Origin of the sequence: Citrobacter sp. C5_2, from assembly GCF_014596845.2 — a bacterium.
GTDB lineage: Bacteria > Pseudomonadota > Gammaproteobacteria > Enterobacterales > Enterobacteriaceae > Citrobacter > Citrobacter werkmanii.
Map to the genome: position 1 here is coordinate 3,728,868 of NZ_CP115032.1, position 23,283 is coordinate 3,752,150.

Here is a 23,283-nt window from a genome sequence, read left to right on the forward strand (position 1 = left end):
TTCAGTAGTGGCTGCAGATACACCAGATGAATACTGCAAGGGATGTGCCAGGAATGAAAAAGCAGGATGATTCGGGCCAGCCGAGGGGAGTGGGGGAAGAAGAAGAAAAAACGCACTATAACGGTGCATAGTGCGTTACATTTTTGCACCAGATTGTTGATTGCCGTCCGGCCTACGATACCGGGTTGGTCTCAGCTATCAGGCAATAATGGAATCCTCTTGCGTACTGGCCGCCAGCTCTTCGCCCGCCAGCTGCAGTTGATACATCTGCCAGTAACGGCCTTGCGCCGCCAGTAATTGCTGGTGCGTACCACGTTCAACCGCCTGTCCACGGTGCAGTACCAGAATGGTGTCCGCATCGACAATCGTCGATAAGCGATGCGCAATCACCACCAGCGTGGTGTGTTCACGCACCGCCGCCAGCGCTTGCTGAATCGCCTGTTCCGTGCCGGAGTCAATACTGGCCGTGGCTTCATCGAGGATCAGGACCTGCGGCGTTTCAACCAGCACCCGCGCCAGCGCCAGCAACTGTTTCTGCCCAACGGAGAGATTATTGCCCTGCTCGCCCAGCCGGGTATGAATTCCCTCGCTCAGGCCGCGCGCCAGTTCCGCCAGTTGCACGGTTTCCAGCGCCTGCCATACCCGTGCTTCTGAGATATCGCGGCCCAGCGTGACGTTTGCCAGGAAGGTATCCGCCATCACCACCGGATCCTGCTGCACCATCGCGATGCCCTGACGCAATACCCCGTGGCTCAGCGAAGACAGCGGTCTCCCATCAAGGCGGATTTCCCCCTGCGTCAGCGGGTAGTATCCCATCAGCAGACTTGCCAACGTACTTTTGCCGCTGCCGGTGTGCCCGACCAGGGCCACAAAGCTACGCGAAGGCACGGAAAGACTGATGTTTTGCAGCACCAGATTGTCGTCACGATAAGCAAATGAAACGTTATCTACCTCGATATCCCCACTCTTTAGCGGCTGGTCATCGTCACCATAGCGTTGACGTGGCCCATCCATCAATTCGAACACACGTTCACCGGCGACAACCGCCTGCTGCAGCATTGACTGCTGGGTCGTCAGCTCAATAAGCGGCTCGTTCAACCGCCCGAGATAGCTAATAAACGCATACAACACCCCCACCTCGATCGAACTGCCAGAGGTAAAGCTGAACAGCATCAATAAACCGCAGAGGATCAGCGCCGAGAAAAGGCTAAGCAGCGGACGCAGCAAAAAGCCATCCAGTCGCAGGGTCTGCATCCGCGCCATATAGTGCGAACGGCTGGCCTCGCCCATTCTCTCGCCAAATCGCGCCTGCTGACGGAACTGCTGGATAACACTCATGCCGTTGATGACTTCGTTAAAGCCATCGTTAATATCCGCCAGATAAGCGCGAACCCGGCGCACAATCGGTGTGCTGTAGCGTTGATAAATCACCATCACCACCAGCACCGCCGGGAAAATGACCATCGCGACCAGCGCCATACGCCACTCCAGGCTAAACATCGCCACCAGCATCGCGCCGATCAAGGCCGCACTGCGCAGAACCGTTGCCACTACCGTCACATACAGGTCACGAATCACTTCAGTGTCATTCGTTACTCGGGAGATAAGCTGCCCGACGGGCTGAGTATCAAAGGCGCTGAGCGGCTGGCGAAGCGCTGCGTCCATGACATCGGTGCGCAACTGTTGCACCACGCCAACCGCCGCCTGATTAAATAACAGTGACTGCGCGTAATGCAGACCCGCCGCCAGCAGCTGTAATCCCACATACGCCGCAACCAGCCCGGCGACCATCGCCAGCGGCAGGTTGTTTTTCGCCACCATGTTATCGATAAAATAGCTAATTAGCAGCGGGCCGCTGACTTCCGCCGCCGCCGCCACCCACAGCATGACTACCGCAATCGCCAGCGGTTTTCGCCATGGCGAACCGTACTTCAGCAGCCTTTTCAGGGTCGGCCATAATTGCCCAAAACTACGCATTAGCCGCCTCCCCGTTTATCTCTGGCGCGTCGGACAGCGCCGCTTCCAGTTGCTGATAGCGAAACATATCGCGATACCAGCCTGGCTGCTGCACCAACACGTCATGCTCACCACGCTGAGCAATATGCCCATGCTGCATCACAATAATCTCGCTGGCTTCCGTCAGGGCCGATAAACGGTGAGCGCTGATAATCACAGTTCTGCCTTCGCCCCACTGGCGCAGGTTATGCAGGATCTGATGCTCGGTACGGCCGTCTACTGCCGACAGCGCATCATCCAGGATCAGAATTTCAGCATTCAACAGCAAAGCACGGGCAATAGAGATTCGCTGTTTTTGCCCGCCGGACAGCATCACGCCGCGCTCGCCCACTTCAGTATCATAGCCTTGCGGAAGACGTAAAATATCCTCATGAACGCTGGCGAGACGCGCCACATGTTCGATCTCTTCCTGCGTGGCCTGCGGGCGTCCTAACGCGATGTTATTGGCGACGGTATCTGAAAACAGGAACGGCGTCTGGCTAACCACCGCCAGCCGGCTGCGCCAGCTATCAAGTTGTAAGCGCGATAACGGGATATCATGAAAACGTATATCCCCTTGGCTGATATCGAAATGACGCTGGATCAGCGACAGCACCGTACTTTTCCCCGCGCCGGTCGGGCCGCAGATGCCCAGCATCTGTCCGGGTCTGAGCTGGAAATTCACGTTTTCCAGCGCTGGCTGAGCCGTCAATGGGTAGCGAAATTCGCGAATCGCCACCGCCAGCTCGCCGCGTCCTTCCGGCACCGGTTCAGTACCGTCATCCACCACCGGCGCTTCAGCCAGCATGGCGCGAATACGGCTGTAGGCGGCGCTGCCGCGTTCGACAATGTTAAACATCCATGCCAGCGCCAGCATCGGCCAAATCATCAGACCGAGATACATCATAAAGCTGGTGAGCTGGCCGAGCGTCAGCAAACCGTGCACCACCATCCAGCTTCCTCCGGCAATCGCCAGCAGGTTAGCCATCCCAATGGCGATATAAATCGTTGGGTCAAAACGGGCGTCAATACGCGCCACCCGCAGGTTTTTCTTACCGGTGTCTTCAGCATCTGCGGCAAATAACGCCGACTGCCGATCCTCCAGGCCAAAAGCCTTGATCATGCGAATGCTGGTCAGGCTCTCCTGAGTACGATCGTTAAGACTGGAGAACGCCGCCTGCGCCAGCTTAAAACGGTGATGGAGTCGATCACCGTAACGTTTGATCATTAACGCCATCACCGGCATCGGCAGTAGCGCAATAAGCGTCAGTTGCCAGCTTATCTGCGTAGACATCACGATCAGTACCGCACACCCCATCACCAGCGAATCCACCAGCGTCAGCACGCCTTCGCCAGCGGCAAACACCACTCGATCAACATCGTTAGTGGCGCGCGCCATGAGATCACCCGTACGGTGGCGCAGATAGAACTCGGGGTGCTGGCGACTCAATTGACGGTAAAAATCTTCTCGCAGCTCAACCGCCAGTTGGTAGGATGCGCCAAACAGCAGTACGCGCCAGACATAGCGCAGCAAGTACACGACCACCGCAATCAGGGCGATTGTGCCAACCCACATCAGCAGCCTCTCGGTGGTGAAGCGTTGCGCTGTTACGCCATCCACAATGATCCCGACCACTTTCGGCGGAATAAGCTGAAGGATAGCGATGATAATAAGCAGAGCCACTGCTCCAAGGTAGCGACGCCACTCCCGGCGGAAGTACCAGCTTAATTGAGCAAATAATCGCACGCGTTATGTCCTGACAAGATTTCCGGCAATGAGCGCCGGGAGAATTATTCAATCGGTAGAGCGGTTGTGTATTTAATCTGTTCCATCGCAAAGCTGGAGGTGACATCAGACAGGCCCGGCACGCTGTTCACCAGGCGCTTATAAAATTCGTCATAGCTTTTCATATCGGCGACCTGGACCCGCATCAGGTAGTCATACTCCCCTGCCATACGCCAGAATCCCAGAACTTCCGGCATTCCGGTGACTTCGGTGACAAAGCGGCAATACCATTCGCTGCTGTGGTGCTGAGTCTTGATCAACACAAACGCGGTTAAGCCCAGCCCCAGTTTTTCGGGATCCAGCAGGGCGACTCGCCCCAGCAGGATACCATCATCTTCAAGCCGTTTAAGGCGTTTCCAGCAAGGGGTGGTAGTCAGATTAACGGCATCTGCTAACGCCTGCAAAGAAAGGGTGCAGTCCTGTTGCAGTAAGCCGAGCAGCTTACGGTCAATTTTGTCTAACATATCCACTCCACAGAGAAGAATTTTCTCCTTACATTCTATTTTAAAGGCTAAATGGCAACAATTTTTTCCGTGCTTTTCGCTATTCTGGGCACAAAATGACAAATGGATATCTTTTAATGATGAATAGCTCCTGGGTTAAAAACGCCATCAATGAAATCAACGCGGATTATCAGCGTTCTGCGGATACGCATCTCATTCGTCTGTCACTCCCGGCGTTTCCGGGCATTCAGCTCTATTTAAAAGATGAGAGCACGCATCCGACCGGGAGCCTGAAACATCGTCTGGCACGCTCACTGTTTCTGTATGGACTGTGCAATGGCTGGATCAAAGAAGGCACTACCATCATTGAGTCATCATCCGGCTCAACGGCGGTTTCCGAAGCGTATTTCGCCCGTCTGTTAGGATTACCGTTTATCGCCGTTATGCCTTCGTGTACTGCGAAACGTAAAATTGAACAGATTGAGTTTTACGGCGGGCGCTGTCATTTCGTGGAAAGCGCCTGCGAAATTTATGCGGCTTCTGAACAACTGGCGCGTGAGCTGAACGGCCATTACATGGATCAGTTTACTTACGCTGAGCGCGCCACCGACTGGCGTGGTAACAACAATATTGCCGACAGTATCTTTCGGCAGATGCAATGCGAGCCCAACCCCGTTCCCCGGCATATCGTGATGAGTGCCGGAACCGGCGGCACCTCGGCGACCATTGGCCGTTATATTCGTTGTCAGGGCTACGACACTCGTTTGATGGTGGTGGATCCGGAAAACTCGGTCTTTCTGCCCTTCTGGCAAGATCGCGATGCAACCTTACGCACCCCGGTAGGTAGCAAAATCGAAGGTATCGGTCGCCCACGCGTAGAACCGTCTTTCATTCCTGACGTGGTCGATGAAATGCTGCGCGTGCCTGATGCCGCCAGCGTGGCCACCGCGCACTGGCTGGAGACGCAGCTAGGCCGTAAAGTTGGCGCCTCAACCGGTACCAACATGTGGGGAGCATTACAACTTGCCGCCCGTATGCGCGATGCAGGAGAAACGGGATCGCTGGTGACGTTGCTGTGTGACAGCGGCGAACGTTATCTGGAAACCTATTACAACCCGCTGTGGGTCGACGCGCACATCGGTGATTTAACGCCGTGGAAAGCGGAGCTGGCTCTACTCCTGAATACCCACTAATCAGACAAAAAAAAGCCAGACGCGAAGTCTGGCTTGCTGGAAGGGATCTCTCATTCGGGGGAATAAGGTAGATGCGGATTGTCCAGCCAATGCGTCAAAAAGTGTGATACGGCCTGATTACGGCAATGCCCAATCACCGATAAATGAGGCAGTTCAGCAATCAGTTGCGGCATCGCGTTACCCATAATCAGGCCGCGCCCTACGCTACTTAACATTTCGCGATCGTTCATGGCATCGCCAAACGCCATACACTCGGCCATTGAATAACCTAAGTGGTTGCTCAATACCGCCAGCGCAGAACCTTTATTACATCCCAGCGGCAGCACCTCGAGGCAATCAACCGCGGAGAAACAGAGATTCGCCTGTTCACCCAGCGCCTCATTGAGTTGAATGCGCAGACGGATCAGCGAGTCATGATCGCCACAGAAACAGATCTTCGTTACCTGGTGGGCGGGAATACGTTTCACATCCACGATCTGGTAGCGAAATCCGCTATACACATGCGCCTGAAGCAGCGCTGGAATTTCTTGTCCGGTGAACCAACCGTTGTCATTAAAGACATGCATGCTGGCCGTGGTGTCCCACTTCTGGTGCAATACACTATCCGCAACATTCGGATCCAGATCCTGGCGGTGCAGCACATCACCCTCCAGCGAGTGAATGCGCGTACCGTTACCCGTGATTAAAAAGGCATCCAGCGAAATAGAACCCAGAATGTGGCGCATCTCCAGCACATGGCGACCGGTGGCAAATGTCAGAGTGATATCACGTTCACGCAGGCGCGCCAGCGTTGAAAGCGTTTCATCACCTAAATGGTGATTCGGCATCAAAAGAGTGCCATCCATATCAAATGCAGCCAGACGAGCCATTTCTTTCTCCACACTGTGAGGCGGTTAACTTGTGATTCAGTATCACCTGAGATATACGGAAGTAATAGTGAATAGATAAAATGAATTGTTCCGGGTTTATATGCGACTATTGAACCGACTAAATCAATACCAACGCCTGTGGCAGCCCTCGAACGGGGAGCCGCAGTTGGTGACCATTGGCGAACTGGCTGAACGCTGTTTTTGCAGCGAACGCCACGTGCGAACCTTGTTAAAACAAGCGCAGGATGCAGGCTGGCTGGAGTGGCACGCCCAATCGGGGCGGGGTAAACGCGGGCAGCTACGCTTTTTAGTTACGCCGGACTCGCTACGCAATACCATGATGGAGCAGGCGCTGCAAAAGGGGGAACAGCTTAGCGTGCTGGAGCTGGCCCAACTGGCGCCGGGTGAATTAAGAACCCTGCTACAGCCGTTTATGGGCGGCCAGTGGCAAAACGACACGCCAACCCTACGAATCCCCTATTACCGCCAGCTCGACCCTTTGCACCCCGGATTTCTCCCTGGTCGCGCAGAGCAACATCTCGCCGGGCAGGTATTCTCTGGCCTGACCCGGTTTGACACGCATACACAACGCCCCTGCGGTGATTTAGCTCACCACTGGAATATCTCCGCCGATGGCCTGCGTTGGGATTTCTATATTCGCTCCACGCTGTACTGGCATAACGGCGATGCCGTCAGCAGCACGCAGTTACACCAACAACTGTTGATGCTACTTGAGCTACCCGCCCTGAACAAATTGTTCATCAGCGTCAAACATATTGAGGTGACCCATCCCCAGTGTCTGACCTTTATTCTGCATCGCCCCGACTTCTGGCTGGCGCATCGTCTGGCAAGCTACAGCAGCCATTTGGCGCATCCGGAACATCCGTTTGTAGGTACCGGTCCGTTCCGGTTGACGTTGTTTACCCCTGAGCTGGTGCGTATCGAGAGTCACGATCACTACCACCTGAGTCATCCACTCCTGAAAGCGATCGAATACTGGATAACTCCGCAACTCTTCTCCCAGGACTTGGGCACCAGCTGTCGCCATCCGGTGCAAATAGCGATAGGTAAACCCGAAGAGTTGCCCATGCTAAGCCAGGTGAGCAGCGGGATAAGCCTCGGTTTTTGCTATCTCACGCTCAGAAAAAGCGCGCGCCTGAATACCTTGCAAGCCCGCCGGCTGGTCAATATTATCCATCGCTCTTCCCTGCTACAAACGCTGGAGGTAGATGAAAACCTGATAACCCCAAGCAATGCGCTGCTGCCTGGATGGACAATCCCGCAATGGGATGAGTTGAACGAGGTAGCGCTACCGGAAAAACTGACGCTGGCATATCACCTGCCGGTTGAACTACATGCCATGGCTGAACAGCTTCGCCAGGCGCTGGCGCTACTCGGCTGTGAATTAACGCTTATATTTCATAATGCTAAAAACTGGGACGGTAATCATCCTTTAGCGCAGGCCGACCTGATGATGGGAGACAGACTGATTTGCGAAGCGCCTGAATATACCCTCGAACAGTGGTTACGTTGCGATCAACTGTGGTCACATGTACTCAATGCGCCTGAATACACGCACTTGCAAACCACGCTGGATGCCCTGCAAGTCCAGGCCAATGAAGACGATCGTCATGCGGCGTTACAGCAAGTGTTCGCCACGCTGATGCATGATGCCACGCTGACTCCGCTGTTCAATTATCACTATCGTATTAGCGCGCCACCGGGCGTGAACGGTGTTCGCCTGAATCCTCGCGGCTGGTTTGAGTTCACCGAAGCCTGGTTACCGCCCCCTTCAGCATGAAGAAGCTGGTCGACACCACGTCCAGGCGCTACCATATGGGTTTCGTTATTTGTCAGGAAAAGCCATGAAACGTGCCGTTGTTGTATTCAGTGGAGGTCAGGACTCCACGACCTGTCTGGCGCAAGCGCTACATCAGTATGATGAAGTGCACTGCGTGACCTTTGATTATGGTCAGCGCCATCGCGCTGAGATTGATGTCGCACGTGATCTGGCCTTAAAACTCGGCGCGCGTGCGCACAAAGTGCTTGATGTCACGCTGCTTAGCGAACTGGCTGTCAGTAGCCTGACCCGTGATAACATTCCGGTGCCTGATTACGAACCGGATGCGAACGGCATTCCCAATACCTTTGTGCCCGGACGCAATATTCTGTTTTTAACGCTGGCGGCGATTTACGCATATCAGGTACAGGCAGAGGCGGTCATTACCGGCGTTTGTGAAACCGACTTCTCTGGATATCCTGACTGTCGCGATGAGTTCGTCAAGGCTCTGAACCATGCCGTGAGCCTGGGGATGGCAAAAGATATCCGCTTTGAAACTCCGCTGATGTGGATCGATAAAGCCGAAACCTGGGCGCTGGCCGATTACTGGGGCAAGCTGGACCTGGTACGCGAAGAAACGCTGACCTGCTATAACGGTATCAAAGGTGACGGTTGTGGTCACTGCGCGGCCTGTAATCTGCGCGCCAACGGTCTTAACCATTATCTGGCGGATAAACCGGCAGTGATGACGGCGATGAAGCAGAAAACCGGGTTAAAGTAATGGGTTGAGCGATGCCGGATGGCGCTTTGCTTATCCGGCCTGCAAGCACTCGCAGCCACTACTTCACCATCAGTTCCAGTTTCTCGCGCAACTCTCCTTCCAGCGGTAGCGCTTTTTGCGTTTTCAAATCAATACAGACGAAGGTAATCAACGCATCTGCTACCACCTGTCCTTCCGGCTCCAGGGTGATAGTCTGGTTCAACACGCCGCTTTTGCCATTTAACTGCTGTACCTGACTGGTAACAGTCAGCAGGTCGCTCAGCACCGCCGGACGGCGATAGTTGATATTAATATTCACAACCACAAAAGCGATGTTGTGAGCGGTCATCCACTGAAAGCTGTCGCTGTTTTCCAGTCCATCCCAGCGTGCTTCTTCCAGAAACTCAAGATAACGGGCATTGTTGACGTGCTGATAGACATCAAGATGATAACCACGGACTTTGATTTGTGTTTGCATAGCGCAGAAACCTTACGTTTTTTTATATGTACATATTCAGGGTGAAGAGGCCATAACTGGTATGACCTCTATAGTCTGGCAAACTTTCAGCGCTCTGCAAGTTATTAAAGTGTTAAAACTGCCAGGTTACGCTCTACCAAAGAACTTCCCATCCCCGGCACCTGCTTTAAATCATCGACCGTTTTAAATGGCCCGTACTCTTCTCGATAGCTGACAATGGCCTGAGCTTTTTTCAGTCCGACCCCATTCATCACTCGCGCTAAATCCTCCGCAGAAGCGCTGTTGATGCTTACCCTGGTGCCTTCATCATCGCTTGCTTTAGCGGGTTGCGTAGCCTTGCTTTGCGCCACTGTGGAAGCATCCGCTTTGGTTTGAGTCGCCTGGTTTTTGGCAACGGGCTCTGCAGCCAATGCGCTTTGGGCCATAGCGCCGCAGGTCAATGAAAGGGTGATAAGCAGGGCTTTGATTCCATGTTTCATACTGTTTTCTCCGTGTTTGTTAACAGTGGAATCACGATAGCGAGGTGCGGAACAGCAGACAAACGGCAAATAACAGAAATGGAAAAGGCCGCGAAAGCGGCCTTTGGTTAATACAACTTTATGCAATTTTTTGCGAACTGCCTCGGTTATTGCTGCTGTTCCAGCGCGTCACCGATTTTAATTTTTGCGGCTTTACGCAGGTTGCTCATCAGCGCTTCGAACACAATCTGCGCGTTGTTCTGGGTGATCCCCTGAACCATCGATTTCTTCTGCGCTTCAGGCATCGAACCCGCTTTCACTTCGTCCAGCGCCAGCAGAACAACGTTCCCCTGCATATCGTTCGCCACGCCGTAGCTCGGTTTGTCTTTCGCTGGCAGGCTCAGACCAAAGGCTGCCTGGCTCAGAGGATCCTGACCAGTGCGGCTCAGCGTTTTCGCCTCACCAAAGCTCAGACCCGCGGCTTTCATCGCTTCATCGCCTTTACCGGCTTTCAGGTCCGCCAGCAGTTTATCAGCATCCAGCTTAGCCTGTTGCTCTGCTTTATTGTGCTTAACAAGCGCAGTAACCTGCTCTTTCACTTCAGCCAGTGGCTTAACGGCTTCGGCTTTGTGCTCTGCAATACGCAGCACAAACGCGCGATCGCCATCCACGGTAATGATGTCAGAGTTACTGCCAGGCGTACCGTTCTCGCCAACCAGACCCCCATTGAAAATGACGTCAGCGACGGGTTTGAAATTCAGCTCTTCCGGCAGACTGTCACGGCTAAACCAGCCCGTTTCAACCGCTTTCATACCGGCAGCTTGCTCCGCACCCGCCAGGGATTCGTTATCGTTGCTGGCTGCATCGCTCACTTTCTGCTGCAGCGCATAGTACGCATCCAGCGCTTTTTCCTGCTTCACTTTCGCCGCAATGTCGTCACGGGCTTCGCTCAGCGGTTTAACCTGCGCAGGCTGTACGTCATCAAGACGCGCAACGAGGAAACCAACGGAAGATTTAATCACACCGGACAGTTGGCCTTTGTCTTTCAGGCCGGCATTTTTCAGCTCATCCGGAGTGGTGGAATCTTCCAGCCATCCCATATCGCCACCTTTACGGGCAGAGATGATGTCGGCTGATTTTTCTTTCGCCAGCGCAGCGAAATCTGCGCCTCTGCTCAACTCATCCAGTACCGCTTTAGCTTCATCTTCCGTTTTCGTCTGAATAATGCTGTAGCGGTTACGCTGCGGCTGAGTGAACTGGTCCTGATGCTGGTCATAGTAAGACTGAATATCAGCATCGCTGGCCGTCTCCTGCAGTGCAGCAGCGTCCAGCTTGATGTAGCTCACGCGGAACTGTTCCGGCGTCATGAAGTTGTTTTTATTCTGCTCGTAGTAGCTGGCAACTTCCTGCTCGGTAACGGATTGCTTCGCGGCAAGCGCGTTAACGTCAATCGTCGCCTCACGCACGATACGCTGCTGTGCGACCAGCGCCGCCAGCTCATCGGTTTCGCCTTTCAGCATGAAGTCCGTACCGGCAACGCCGTTGATCAACTGCTGGGTAGTAAGCTGATTACGTAATGCCTCAGCGTACTGATCGGCGGTCATTCCCATTTGATTAACAATCGCATTGTAGCGGTTGTTATCAAATTTGCCGTCCACCTGGAAAGCAGGCGTGGCGAAAATAGCCTGTTTAACCTGATCGTCGCTGATATTGAGCTTCAGCTCGCGGGAGTATTGATCCAGCAGCGCTTCGTCTACAAGACGATTCAGCACCTGCTGACGCAGCGTTTTCATATAGCCTTCATTCGCCGCCAGCTCAGAGTATTGATCGCCCAACTGTTGCTGCATGCGGTTACGTTCGCTATTGAACGCATTCTCGAATTGCCCGCGGCTGATCTCCTGGCCATTCACTTTGGCGGCGTAATTGTTGCCCCCGCCAATCAGGTAACCACTCACGCCGGTCAAAATGAACGACACGATAATGATACCGAAAATAATCTTGAGCACGAGACTGTTAGCAGCCGTGCGTAAGCTGTCCATCATGGTGTAACCACACTCCGCTGTAGATGACTATACGCGTTATCCTTCAAGCCGCCTGCACGTTGTTACAACAACGGCGGCAAGGATTTTGAGTATATATGCTTCACGCAGCATAGCGTTTCCTGAACGCTGCGCACAAAGGCCTATTGTGACAAGAAACGGGGGCAATTGTCAGCCCACAACACGTAGAAAGTACCGGAATCAGAAATAAAAAAGGCACATCAGTTGATGCGCCCTTGTACTTCGTCACATCCCCAAAGGGGAAATCACTTAGTTTACCGCGTCTTTCAGTGCTTTACCTGCACGGAAGCCCGGTACTTTAGCCGCGGCGATGGTGATCTCTTTACCTGTTTGCGGGTTGCGACCAGTACGGGCAGCACGCTCTTTAACGGCAAAAGTACCAAAACCTACCAGCGCTACGTCATCGCCTTCCTTCAGGGATTCGGTAACAGAAGCAATAATTGCATCTAACGCACGTCCAGCCGCAGCTTTAGAGATATCAGCCCCTGCAGCAATTTTGTCGATCAGTTGAGATTTATTCACTCTTCTCTTCCTCTTTTATAATTTATATCGCACCTGAATCCTTCAAAGTGCGACCGCGCAGCAGTTATATCAGGCCTGCCATGCCCTTACAACACCCGTTAATGATGGCAAGCCTAATCCGTCATCTAAATTAGCTATACAAAAAAAGGCTGGCAAGTCCGAAATGGCCTGCCAGCCCTGTTTTTATTAGTGCTCTTTGCGCGAGGTCACTATTTTGCGGTCACAACCTGCATTCCAGAGGGTTCATTTTGCAGCGCAAGCGTCAAAACTTCCTCGATGCGTTTCACCGGATGGATGTCCAGATCGGCAATCACGTTGTCCGGAATCTCTTCCAGGTCACGTTTGTTTTCATCTGGAATTAAGACCGTCTTAATGCCGCCACGGTGCGCCGCCAGCAGTTTTTCTTTCAAACCACCGATTGGCAGCACCTGACCACGCAGAGTGATCTCGCCGGTCATCGCCACATCGGCGCGTACCGGGTTACCGGTCAGACAAGAAACCAGCGCGGTACACATGGCAATACCGGCACTTGGACCATCTTTCGGCGTCGCCCCTTCTGGTACGTGAACGTGGATGTCGCGTTTTTCGTAAAAGTCCGGATTAATACCCAGTTTTTCCGCGCGCGCACGCACCACGGTCAGTGCAGCCTGAATAGACTCCTGCATTACCTCACCCAAAGAACCGGTGTAGGTCAGCTTGCCTTTACCCGGAACGCAGGCGGTTTCGATGGTCAGCAGATCGCCGCCCACTTCCGTCCACGCCAGACCGGTCACCTGACCGACGCGGTTTTCGTTGTCCGCGCGACCATAGTCAAAGCGCTGTACGCCCAGGTAGTCGTGCAGGTTGTCGCCATTGATCACAATATGTTTCAGTGATTTGTCGAGCAGCAACTGCTTCACGGCTTTGCGGCACAGTTTAGAGATTTCACGCTCCAGACTACGCACGCCCGCTTCACGGGTGTAGTAACGAATAATGCCCACAATGGCGCTATCGTCGACCGTAAGCTCGCCTTTTTTCAGCGCGTTACGCTCAATCTGTTTCGGCAACAGGTGACGTTTAGCAATGTTCAGCTTCTCGTCTTCGGTGTAGCCGGACAGACGGATCACTTCCATACGATCCAGCAACGGCGCCGGAATATTCATGGAGTTCGAAGTCGCAACGAACATCACGTCGCTGAGATCGTAGTCCACTTCCAGGTAGTGATCGCTGAACGCCACGTTCTGCTCTGGATCCAGCACCTCAAGCAGCGCGGAAGCCGGATCGCCACGCATGTCGGAAGACATTTTGTCGATCTCATCGAGCAGGAACAGCGGGTTTTTAACGCCCACTTTGGCCATTTTCTGGATCAGTTTACCCGGCATCGAACCGATATAGGTCCGACGGTGACCGCGAATTTCAGCCTCATCACGTACGCCGCCCAGCGCCATACGGATGTATTTACGCCCGGTCGCTTTCGCGATGGACTGGCCCAGAGAAGTTTTACCTACCCCCGGCGGCCCAACCAGACACAGGATCGGCCCCTTGATTTTGTTCACACGGCTTTGAACCGCGAGATACTCAAGGATACGGTCTTTGACGCGTTCCAGACCGTAATGGTCGGTATCGAGGATTTCCTGCGCCTGACGCAGGTCTTTTTTGACCTTGCTACGCGCATTCCACGGTACCTGTACCATCCAGTCGATGTAGCCACGGACCACGGTCGCTTCCGCCGACATCGGAGACATCATTTTCAGCTTCTGCAGCTCTGCTTCGGCTTTCTCTTTTGCCTCTTTCGGCATTTTCGCCGCGTCGATTTTGCGTTTCAGCGCTTCGTTTTCGTCCGGCGCATCATCCATCTCGCCGAGTTCTTTCTGAATAGCTTTCATCTGCTCGTTCAGATAGTACTCGCGCTGGGATTTTTCCATCTGCTTCTTCACGCGGTTGCGAATGCGTTTCTCAACCTGCAGCAGATCGATTTCAGATTCCATCATCGCCATCAGATATTCCAGACGTTCGTTAACGTCGGACATCTCCAGCACGGACTGCTTGTCTGCCAGCTTCAGCGGCATGTGCGCAGCGATGGTGTCCGCCAGACGCGCGGGATCGTCAATGCTGTTCAGCGACGTCAACACTTCTGGTGGGATTTTCTTGTTCAGCTTGATATAGCCTTCGAACTGGCTGATAGCGGTACGCACCAGCACTTCCTGTTCGCGCTCATCAATGGCAGGCGAGTCAAGGTACTCCGCTTTTGCAGAGAAATGCTCGCCGTTGTCAGACAGCGCAGAAATACGCGCGCGCTGTAACCCCTCGACCAGCACTTTTACGGTGCCGTCAGGCAGTTTCAGCATCTGCAAAATAGAGGCCACGGTCCCGACGGTGAAAAGATCGTTTACACCCGGCTCATCCGTTGACGCTTCTTTCTGTGCGACCAGCATGATTTTTTTATCATGGTCCATAGCCGCTTCCAGACAACGGATAGATTTTTCCCGCCCTACAAATAAGGGTATGACCATGTGCGGATAAACCACCACATCGCGCAACGGCAATACGGGGATTTCAATGCGTTCAGAACGCTCAGGATTCATAGAGCTCTCTCTTAGTTTAGTGTCCGCCAGGTAATCAGGTGGTACGACTGTGCTTCACACCACCTTTAACATGTATGTCAGTATATGGGGATGTTTCCCACACATTCAACGCCATGTTTACGGAAAAATAAAAGGGGAGATAAAATCCCCCCTTTTTAATTAAATGTCTGTATGAATTGATGAATTATTCGCCAGATGCCTGCTGTGCTTCCGGCTTACCGTAAATCAGCAATGGCTTGCTCTGACCGCCAATCACCGACTCATCGATCACCACTTTTTCGACGTCTTCCATCGAAGGCAGATCGTACATGGTGTCAAGCAGCGCGGCTTCGACGATGGAACGCAAACCACGGGCACCGGTTTTGCGCGCCATCGCTTTCTTGGCGATAGCATCCAGCGCTTCCTCACGGAACTCCAGATCGACACCTTCAAGGTTGAACAGCGCCTGGTACTGCTTGGTCAGGGCGTTTTTCGGCTCTTTCAGGATCTGGATCAGCGCTTCTTCACTCAGTTCGCTCAGCGTTGCCACCACCGGCAGACGACCGATGAACTCAGGGATCAGACCAAATTTGATCAGATCTTCCGGCTCCACCTGCGACAGCAGCTCACCTTCGCTGGCTTTATCAGACTGCGCTTTTACCGTTGCGCCAAAACCAATGCCGGAGCCGGTTTCAACACGGTTAGCGATCACTTTGTCCAGACCAGCGAACGCGCCACCGCAGATAAACAGGATCTTAGAGGTATCAACCTGCAGGAACTCCTGCTGCGGATGTTTACGCCCCCCCTGCGGCGGAACGGCGGCAACCGTACCTTCGATCAGTTTCAACAGCGCTTGCTGTACGCCTTCGCCAGAAACGTCACGGGTAATGGACGGGTTGTCAGACTTACGAGAAATCTTGTCGATTTCATCGATATAGACGATCCCGCGCTGCGCTTTCTGTACGTCGTAGTCGCACTTCTGCAGCAGTTTCTGAATAATATTTTCAACATCTTCACCCACATAACCGGCTTCGGTCAGCGTGGTGGCGTCAGCCATAGTAAACGGAACGTCCAGCAGGCGCGCCAGCGTTTCAGCCAGCAGCGTTTTACCGGACCCCGTCGGGCCAATCAGCAGGATGTTACTTTTGCCCAACTCGACGCCATTGCTGGTGTCGCCGTTGCGCAGACGTTTGTAATGGTTGTATACCGCGACCGCCAACACTTTCTTCGCCTGTTCCTGACCGATAACGTAATCGTCCAGGTGATTGCGAATTTCATGTGGCGTCGGCAGCGCACTGCGTTCACGGTGCGGTGCTACTTCCTTAATCTCTTCGCGAATGATGTCGTTACACAAATCGACACATTCGTCGCAGATATACACGGATGGACCGGCAATCAGCTTCCGCACTTCATGCTGGCTTTTGCCGCAAAAAGAGCAGTACAACAATTTGCCCGAGCCATCTTTGCGTTTATCTGTCATGGGTCAAAACCTCTTCTTTGTTCTTTGTGCCGCACACGACGACGCAAATGCCATTCTCAGGCGCAAGACGCTAGTCAGCGTTGTGCCGCTCCAGGTAATTATAGCGGCACACCTGCGCACTGGGCATTAATTACGATGGGTCAAAATCGAGTCGACCAGACCGTACTCTACCGCTTCAGAAGCGGAGAGGAAGCGATCGCGCTCGGTATCACGTTCAATCTGCTCAAGAGATTGACCCGTATGATGCGCCATAAGTTCGTTCATGCGCCCTTTTACCTTCAGGATTTCGCGGGCATGAATTTCAATATCCGTTGCCTGGCCCTGGTAACCGCCCAGAGGCTGGTGGATCATGACGCGAGAGTTAGGCAGGCAAAAACGTTTACCTTTCGCCCCGGCAGTCAGCAGGAACGCGCCCATTGAGGCCGCCTGGCCCATACAAATGGTGCTGACGTCCGGCTTAATAAACTGCATGGTGTCATAGATAGACATCCCGGCAGTAATTACCCCACCAGGGGAGTTGATGTACAGGTAGATATCTTTTTCCGGGTTTTCTGCTTCCAGGAACAGCATCTGCGCCACAATCAGGTTAGCCATATGGTCTTCGACCTGGCCAGTCATAAAAATGACGCGTTCCTTAAGTAGACGAGAATAGATATCAAAAGAGCGCTCACCACGTGAGGTCTGTTCAATGACCATCGGCACCAGCGCCATATGGGGTGCAAAGTTATCTCGTTCGCCGCTGTATGACATTTCCGTCTCCTGGATAAAATTTGAAAAAACCTGCTGTGCTGATTGTAACCTTATGGACGGATTATCAGCTAGTCCCTCAGTAATGGGTACGACATCGCCATAATTCAAGCATAACAATCTTTTGTTGTAACGCTAACACTGAAACGCTGTTTTCGCACTCTTCCCATGCAAAATGCGTGACAAAAAAAAACCCGCCACCAAAAGGTGACGGGCTTGCGTACGAAATTCGTGCTACAAAAGCGACGAATTACGCCTGCTGGTTCATCAGCTCGTTGAAGGAAGTGACTTTTTCAGTCACTTTCGCTTTCGCCAGAACGGCTTCAACAGCTTGTTCTTCCAGAGCGACGTTACGCATGTTGTCCATCAGCTCTTTGTTTTTGCTGTAGAACTCAACAACTTCTTTCGGATCTTCGTAAGCAGAAGCCATCTCTTCGATCAGGCCTTTAACGCGATCTTCATCAGCTTTCAGCTCGTTGGTGCGAATAACTTCGCCCAGCAGCAGGCCTACAACTACGCGACGCTTAGCCTGTTCTTCGAACAGTTCACGCGGCAGTTCCAGAGCTTGTTTCTCGTTACCGCCAAAACGCTGCGCAGCCTGACGACGCAGAACGTCGATTTCGCTGTCGATCAGAGCAGCCGGTACGTCGATGTCGTTAGCTTTTACCAGACCTTCGATCGCCTGAGACTTAACGCGGTTACGCACAGCGCCTTTCAGCTCGCGCTCCATGTTTTTACGTACTTCAGCACGCAGACCGGCTACGGAACCATCTTCCACGCCGAAACGTTTGATGAATTCTTCAGTCAGCTCCGGCAGTTCGCGTTCTTCAACTTTCTTCAGGTTGATAACGAACTTAGCGGCTTTACCTTTCAGGTTTTCAGCGTGGTACTCTTCCGGGAAGGTCACGTCGATAGTGAACTCTTCGCCAGCTTTGTGGCCTTTAACGCCTTCTTCAAAGCCTGGGATCATACGACCCTGGCCCATCGCCAGTACGAAGTCAGACGCTTTGCCGCCTTCGAACTCTTCGCCGTCTACAGAACCGGTGAAGTCGATGGTTACACGGTCTTCTGCATCAGCAGCGCCGTCTTTGTCTTTCCAGGTAGCCTGCTGCTTACGCAGAGTGTCCAGCATTACATCAACGTCAGCGTCGGTGACTTCAACAACCGGTTTTTCAACTTCGATTGCTTCCAGGCCAGTCAGCTCAACTTCCGGGTACACTTCGAACTCTACCGCGTAAGTAAAATCTTCACCCAGCTTGTATTCCCCCGGAACGTAGTTCGGTGCGCCAGCCGGATTGATTTTTTCTTTGATGATCGCGTCAACGAAGTTGCGGCTCATCAGGTCGCCCAGCACGTCCTGACGCACGGAAGCGCCATAACGCTGAGCAACAACATTCATCGGTACTTTTCCTTTGCGGAAACCGTCAATACGCACTTTCTTCGCTACGTTGACCAGCTCGCTTTTCACAGCGGTCTCGATGCTGTCAGCAGCGATAGTAATCGTTACACGGCGGCCAAGGCCTTGAGTGGTTTCAACTGAAACTTGCATCTTGTTACCTCAAAAAATCACAGTGCTCGGTCAACTCTTCTCCGCAAGCACAGGTTGTTGGCTTCGCGGAACTGGGATGTTCTCATAAGCAATCACATTCCCTGTCGTCAGAATCATCCCGAAGACATTCCGAAAAATAAGACGCGCATTATAGCGGCATCACTTTTATGAGTCGAGAACGGTTATCGCGCGTTGCTGCGGCTTTTTTCACAATTCCCGGCTAATTTTTGTCTGAATACTGTACGACTCCCCCAGAATTCAGACAAAACAAAACGGCCCGCAGGCCGTTTTCACATATTCTGTAGCAACATACTGGAAAAACATCGGTTGTTGCAAATCCGTTTTTCTACGCGATGCTCCCGGCTCCACGACAAGGGGGCGACGCAAAGATCGTGTCCTGCAACGCTTCCCACTCCTTAATGGTATAGGTATGCAGGGCTAACGCATGTACGGTTGTGGAGAGTTCCGCCGTTAACGTGCCGTAAATCATCCGATGACGATTAAGAAAACGTTCACCTGTAAAACGATCGCTAACCAGCACAACCTTAAAGTGGCTTTCAGAACCTGCCGGGACATTGTGACGATAGCTTTCATCCACAACTTCGAGGAATACGGGTTGGAACGCTGCCCTTAATTTTTCTTCTATTTGCTCACGAATCATCATGAAATTTTTCCTCCGACAACGCTGAGATGTCACCCATCCCTTTAAATACTAGCCGCTTTTACCGTTTTCATTACACCTTAGCAACAAAAAATTAGCGCTTGTCTGATTTTCTCAGCCAAACGAATGAAGTTCACTCATTTCATTCTTTGGTTTATTGCAAAAAGTCCGTTTCTGGTCTCCACAAAGTCATAAAAAGGACAACACAATGAATTTACATGCGTTACCCACTTCCCCTCATCGTTGGCGATGTTATGATGGCGGGAATTTTCTCTAACCACACAATTTAGATTCGCTGAGAGCCCTGGCATGTTTAAAAAAATCCTCTTCCCGTTAGTTGCGATGTTTATGTTGGCAGGATGCGCAACGCCGCCTACCACCATTGAAGTCTCCCCTAAAATTACCCTGCCGCAGCAGGATCCGAGCCTGATGGGCGTGACCGTGAGTATCAACGGCGCCGACCAGCGTCAGGATCAGGCGCTGGCAAAAGTCACCCGCGACAACCAGTTGGTTACCCTGACCGCTTCCCGCGATCTGCGTTTCCTGCTGCAAGAAGTGCTGGAAAAACAGATGACCGCGCGTGGTTATATGATTGGTCCGAACGGCGCAGTAAACCTGCAAATCATTGTTAGCCAGCTGTATGCTGACGTGTCTCAGGGTAGCGTGCGTTACAATATCGCCACTAAAGCAGACATCGCTATTATTGCGACCGCGGCAAACGGTAACAAGATGACCAAAAACTACCGCGCAAGCTACTCTGTTGAAGGCGCGCTGCAGGCCTCCAACAAAAATATTGCTGATGCCGTTAACAGCGTCCTGACCGACACCATCGCTGATATGTCTCAGGACACCAGCGTTCACGATTTCATCAAGCAGAACGCTCGTTAATTTCTGCCCATATGGCCCGGCGTTCGTCGGGCCTATAGAAGCCCATGTCCAGTCATTACTTACGTATTTTTCAGCAACCACGTTCAGCTATCCTGCTCATTCTGGGGTTCGCCTCCGGATTACCGCTCGCACTGACATCCGGTACGCTCCAGGCGTGGATGACGGTCGAAAATATCGATCTTAAAACCATCGGTTTCTTTTCTCTGGTCGGCCAGGCCTACGTATTTAAGTTCCTCTGGTCTCCATTGATGGACCGCTATACGCCGCCGTTTTTGGGCCGACGTCGCGGTTGGCTACTGGCGACCCAGCTACTGCTATTGATTTCTATCGCCGCGATGGGCTTTCTGGAGCCGGGTACGCAGCTACGCTGGATGGCCGCGCTGGCGGTGGTGATCGCGTTTTGTTCGGCATCGCAGGATATCGTCTTTGACGCCTGGAAAACCGACGTATTGCCCACCGAAGAGCGTGGCGCAGGTGCGGCAATCAGCGTACTGGGTTACCGTTTAGGGATGCTGGTTTCCGGCGGACTGGCCCTGTGGATGGCCGACCGCTGGCTCGGCTGGCAGGGAATGTATTGGCTGATGGCGGCGCTGCTGATCCCTTGCATCATCGCCACCCTGTTAGCGCCAGAACCAACAGATGCTATTCCGGTGCCTAAATCTCTGGAACAGGCGGTTGCGGCTCCGCTGCGAGACTTTTTTGGCCGCAACAATGCCTGGCTGATTCTGCTCCTCATCGTGCTGTATAAACTCGGTGATGCCTTCGCCATGAGTCTGACCACCACCTTTTTAATCCGCGGGGTTGGGTTTGATGCGGGTGAAGTCGGCGTGGTGAATAAAACGCTGGGGCTGCTGGCAACCATTGTTGGCGCGCTGTACGGCGGAATCCTGATGCAGCGCCTCTCGCTGTTCCGCGCATTATTGATTTTCGGTATTCTGCAAGGGGCATCAAACGCAGGTTACTGGCTGCTGTCCGTCACTGACAAACACATGTTCAGTATGGCCGCCGCCGTCTTCTTTGAGAACCTGTGTGGCGGGATGGGCACCGCGGCGTTTGTCGCCTTATTAATGACGCTGTGCAATAAGTCCTTCTCAGCGACCCAGTTCGCCCTGCTCTCCGCGCTTTCAGCGGTTGGCCGCGTGTACGTAGGTCCGGTAGCGGGTTGGTTTGTCGAAGCGCACGGGTGGCCCACGTTTTATCTGTTCTCCGTGTTTGCCGCGCTGCCTGGACTCCTCCTGCTGCTGGTTTGTCGCCAGACGCTGGAACATAGCTGGCAAAATGAAAGCTTTATTCCGCGCACGGAATTTCGTGGCGCGTACGGTCTGGCATTAATGACGCTAGTCGCGGGCTGCTGTTTGCTGGCAGTTTGGCTATTGTTGCTGACCCTTAACGCACTGGACTACACCAACTTCTCCTTCCTGCCGGAACTGCTTGAAATCTCGGTGGTGGTCGCGGTCTGCGGAGTGGTATTCGGCGGATTGCTGGATTATCTGGCATTGCGCAAAACCCGTCTGGCGTGATGTTGCATATTTATGCTCTAAATAATTCGAGTTACGGGAAGGCGGCGACGCAGCAAATCCCCAGGAGCTTACATAAGTAAGTGACTGGGGTGAGCGAGGAAAGCCAACACACCCGTAGCTTGAAGTATGACGAGCATATTTAGCCGTTGTAATCACCCTGCGTAATTATAACGGCTAAATAAACAACAACTGAGAAAAATATTATTTGTTATTTTGTGCGCCATAGAATTTGGAAATTATTGACGCCTTTTATACATGCTATTTTCCTTACTCGATTCAGCCATGAAAAATTTATTTTTTGTTCTGTAATTGTCTTTTTATTGATAATCAATTGTTAATTAATTGTTTTATTTTGGTATTGGTTATACCAATTGCCCTCCGCACGTCCCTCACCTGCCTGCTTTCGTTATAACGTGATGTTGCAACAGGTTCTTAAAGCCAACCCGACATATATTGCAACATATGTGACACGCTCGGCAGAACCCGGTAACACAGATCCAATGATGTTTACAGTAATGTAACCTTCCCGTAAAATGACCTCACACTTTAAACGCCACCCGGTCCCGTGGAATTGAGGTCGTTAAATGAGACTCAGGAAATACAATAAAAGTTTGGGATGGTTGTCATTAATTGCAGGCACTGCGTTGCTCAGTGGCTGTAATTCTGCGCTGCTTGACCCTAAAGGACAGATTGGACTGGAACAACGGTCATTGATACTGACGGCATTTGGCCTGATGTTGATCGTCGTTATTCCTGCCATCTTGATGGCTGTTGGTTTTGCCTGGAAGTATCGTGCAAGCAATAAAGATGCGAAGTACAGCCCGAACTGGTCACACTCCAATAAAGTGGAAGCTGTGGTCTGGACGGTGCCGATCTTAATCATCATTTTCCTTGCCGTGCTGACCTGGAAAACCACTCACGCTCTTGAGCCAAGCAAACCGCTGGCGCATGACGAGAAGCCCATTACCATTGAAGTGGTTTCCATGGACTGGAAATGGTTCTTCATCTATCCGGAACAGGGCATTGCAACCGTGAATGAAATCGCTTTCCCGGCGAACACTCCGGTTTACTTCAAAGTGACCTCTAACTCCGTGATGAACTCCTTCTTTATCCCGCGTCTGGGTAGCCAGATTTATGCCATGGCTGGTATGCAGACTCGACTGCATCTGATCGCCAATGAAGTCGGTACTTATGATGGTATCTCCGCAAGCTATAGCGGACCAGGCTTCTCCGGTATGAAATTCAAGGCTATTGCAACAAAGGACCGCGCCGAATTCGACCAATGGGTTGCTAAAGCTAAGCAGTCTCCGAACACCATGAGCGACATGGCTGCGTTCGAAAAAGTGGCTGTGCCAAGCGAATACAACCAGGTGGAATACTTCTCCAACGTGAAACCTGATTTGTTTAAAGATGTTATTAACAAATTTATGGCTCACGGTAAGAGCATGGACATGACCCAACCAGAAGGTGAGCACAGCGCACACGAAGGTATGGAAGGCATGGACATGAGCCACGCGGAATCCGCCAACTCAAGGGGTTGAGAAGAATACG

Annotated in this window: 19 protein-coding genes; 6 read left to right on the top strand and 13 right to left on the bottom strand. The window is 52.5% G+C overall.

The genetic code is table 11. The features are described from left to right. Window positions 1–198 precede the first annotated feature (198 nt). Genes ICA20_RS18210 through decR form a run of 3 tightly spaced genes read right to left on the bottom strand, consistent with a single transcriptional unit; the run spans window position 199 to window position 4,245 of the window. Window positions 199–1,977 (bottom strand): SmdB family multidrug efflux ABC transporter permease/ATP-binding protein, encoded by a 1,779-nt coding sequence (locus tag ICA20_RS18210; RefSeq protein ID WP_038638298.1) that lies wholly within the window; start codon window positions 1,975–1,977, stop codon window positions 199–201. Further along, window positions 1,970–3,742, bottom strand: a complete 1,773-nt coding sequence (locus ICA20_RS18215) for a SmdA family multidrug ABC transporter permease/ATP-binding protein (RefSeq protein ID WP_038638295.1) — start codon at window positions 3,740–3,742, stop codon at window positions 1,970–1,972. Before ICA20_RS18215 ends, ICA20_RS18210 begins: the two co-directional genes overlap by 8 nt. A gap of 44 nt (window positions 3,743–3,786) precedes the next feature. After that, on the bottom strand, window positions 3,787–4,245 hold the full coding sequence (gene decR, locus ICA20_RS18220; protein WP_003831023.1) for a DNA-binding transcriptional regulator DecR: 459 nt from the start codon (window positions 4,243–4,245) through the stop codon (window positions 3,787–3,789). Between the two features lie 116 nt (window positions 4,246–4,361). On the opposite strand from decR, the gene ICA20_RS18225 reads away from it, so the two are divergent. After that, the gene (locus ICA20_RS18225) at window positions 4,362–5,417 is read left to right on the top strand and encodes a PLP-dependent cysteine synthase family protein (protein WP_129695007.1); all 1,056 of its coding nucleotides are present in this window, start codon (window positions 4,362–4,364) and stop codon (window positions 5,415–5,417) included. A gap of 50 nt (window positions 5,418–5,467) precedes the next feature. Here the strand turns inward: ICA20_RS18225 and cof are convergent, their stop codons facing one another. After that, on the bottom strand, window positions 5,468–6,286 hold the full coding sequence (gene cof / locus ICA20_RS18230; RefSeq protein WP_038638290.1) for an HMP-PP phosphatase: 819 nt from the start codon (window positions 6,284–6,286) through the stop codon (window positions 5,468–5,470). Window positions 6,287–6,386: 100 nt separating this feature from the next. Between cof and ICA20_RS18235 the strand changes: the two genes are divergently transcribed. Together ICA20_RS18235 and queC are read left to right on the top strand one after the other, a co-directional pair. Continuing rightward, window positions 6,387–8,087, top strand: coding sequence for an SgrR family transcriptional regulator (locus ICA20_RS18235; protein ID WP_038638288.1), 1,701 nt, complete (start codon window positions 6,387–6,389; stop codon window positions 8,085–8,087). A gap of 64 nt (window positions 8,088–8,151) precedes the next feature. Beyond that, window positions 8,152–8,847 (top strand): 7-cyano-7-deazaguanine synthase QueC, encoded by a 696-nt coding sequence (gene queC / locus ICA20_RS18240; RefSeq protein ID WP_038638285.1) that lies wholly within the window; start codon window positions 8,152–8,154, stop codon window positions 8,845–8,847. A 58-nt stretch (window positions 8,848–8,905) separates the two neighbouring features. Here the strand turns inward: queC and fadM are convergent, their stop codons facing one another. The 9 genes from fadM to bolA all read right to left on the bottom strand — a co-directional run bounded on the left by fadM (window position 8,906) and on the right by bolA (window position 19,327). Further along, complete coding sequence (gene fadM, locus ICA20_RS18245) at window positions 8,906–9,304, bottom strand: long-chain acyl-CoA thioesterase FadM (protein WP_038638282.1); 399 nt, start codon at window positions 9,302–9,304, stop codon at window positions 8,906–8,908. A 104-nt stretch (window positions 9,305–9,408) separates the two neighbouring features. Beyond that, window positions 9,409–9,783 carry a helix-hairpin-helix domain-containing protein gene (locus ICA20_RS18250; protein WP_038638279.1) on the bottom strand — a complete coding sequence of 125 codons (375 nt, stop codon included), beginning with the start codon at window positions 9,781–9,783 and terminating at the stop codon, window positions 9,409–9,411. A 146-nt stretch (window positions 9,784–9,929) separates the two neighbouring features. Further along, the gene (gene ppiD / locus ICA20_RS18255; protein ID WP_038638276.1) at window positions 9,930–11,804 is read right to left on the bottom strand and encodes a peptidylprolyl isomerase; all 1,875 of its coding nucleotides are present in this window, start codon (window positions 11,802–11,804) and stop codon (window positions 9,930–9,932) included. Window positions 11,805–12,071: 267 nt separating this feature from the next. Continuing rightward, a complete protein-coding gene (hupB, locus tag ICA20_RS18260) occupies window positions 12,072–12,344 on the bottom strand; it encodes a nucleoid-associated protein HU-beta (protein WP_003021629.1) in 273 nt (90 codons plus the stop codon). A gap of 209 nt (window positions 12,345–12,553) precedes the next feature. Beyond that, window positions 12,554–14,908, bottom strand: coding sequence for an endopeptidase La (gene lon / locus ICA20_RS18265; protein ID WP_038638272.1), 2,355 nt, complete (start codon window positions 14,906–14,908; stop codon window positions 12,554–12,556). 184 nt (window positions 14,909–15,092) lie between these two features. Further along, the gene (gene clpX, locus ICA20_RS18270) at window positions 15,093–16,367 is read right to left on the bottom strand and encodes an ATP-dependent protease ATP-binding subunit ClpX (RefSeq protein ID WP_003831013.1); all 1,275 of its coding nucleotides are present in this window, start codon (window positions 16,365–16,367) and stop codon (window positions 15,093–15,095) included. Between the two features lie 126 nt (window positions 16,368–16,493). Beyond that, the gene (clpP, locus tag ICA20_RS18275; protein WP_032939995.1) at window positions 16,494–17,117 is read right to left on the bottom strand and encodes an ATP-dependent Clp endopeptidase proteolytic subunit ClpP; all 624 of its coding nucleotides are present in this window, start codon (window positions 17,115–17,117) and stop codon (window positions 16,494–16,496) included. A 247-nt stretch (window positions 17,118–17,364) separates the two neighbouring features. Then, a complete protein-coding gene (tig, locus tag ICA20_RS18280; RefSeq protein WP_038638267.1) occupies window positions 17,365–18,663 on the bottom strand; it encodes a trigger factor in 1,299 nt (432 codons plus the stop codon). A 346-nt stretch (window positions 18,664–19,009) separates the two neighbouring features. After that, window positions 19,010–19,327: a transcriptional regulator BolA gene (gene bolA, locus ICA20_RS18285; RefSeq protein ID WP_038638264.1), complete on the bottom strand. Its 318-nt coding sequence runs from the start codon at window positions 19,325–19,327 to the stop codon at window positions 19,010–19,012. Window positions 19,328–19,633: 306 nt separating this feature from the next. On the opposite strand from bolA, the gene ICA20_RS18290 reads away from it, so the two are divergent. From ICA20_RS18290 to cyoA, 3 genes are all read left to right on the top strand, one after another. After that, window positions 19,634–20,212 (top strand): lipoprotein, encoded by a 579-nt coding sequence (locus ICA20_RS18290; RefSeq protein WP_003021617.1) that lies wholly within the window; start codon window positions 19,634–19,636, stop codon window positions 20,210–20,212. Between the two features lie 44 nt (window positions 20,213–20,256). Beyond that, window positions 20,257–21,732 (top strand): muropeptide MFS transporter AmpG, encoded by a 1,476-nt coding sequence (gene ampG / locus ICA20_RS18295; protein WP_038638261.1) that lies wholly within the window; start codon window positions 20,257–20,259, stop codon window positions 21,730–21,732. A 584-nt stretch (window positions 21,733–22,316) separates the two neighbouring features. Further along, entirely contained in the window at window positions 22,317–23,273 is a 957-nt protein-coding gene (gene cyoA / locus ICA20_RS18300; RefSeq protein ID WP_038638258.1) for a cytochrome o ubiquinol oxidase subunit II, read from the top strand. The last annotated feature ends 10 nt before the right edge of the window (window positions 23,274–23,283 follow it).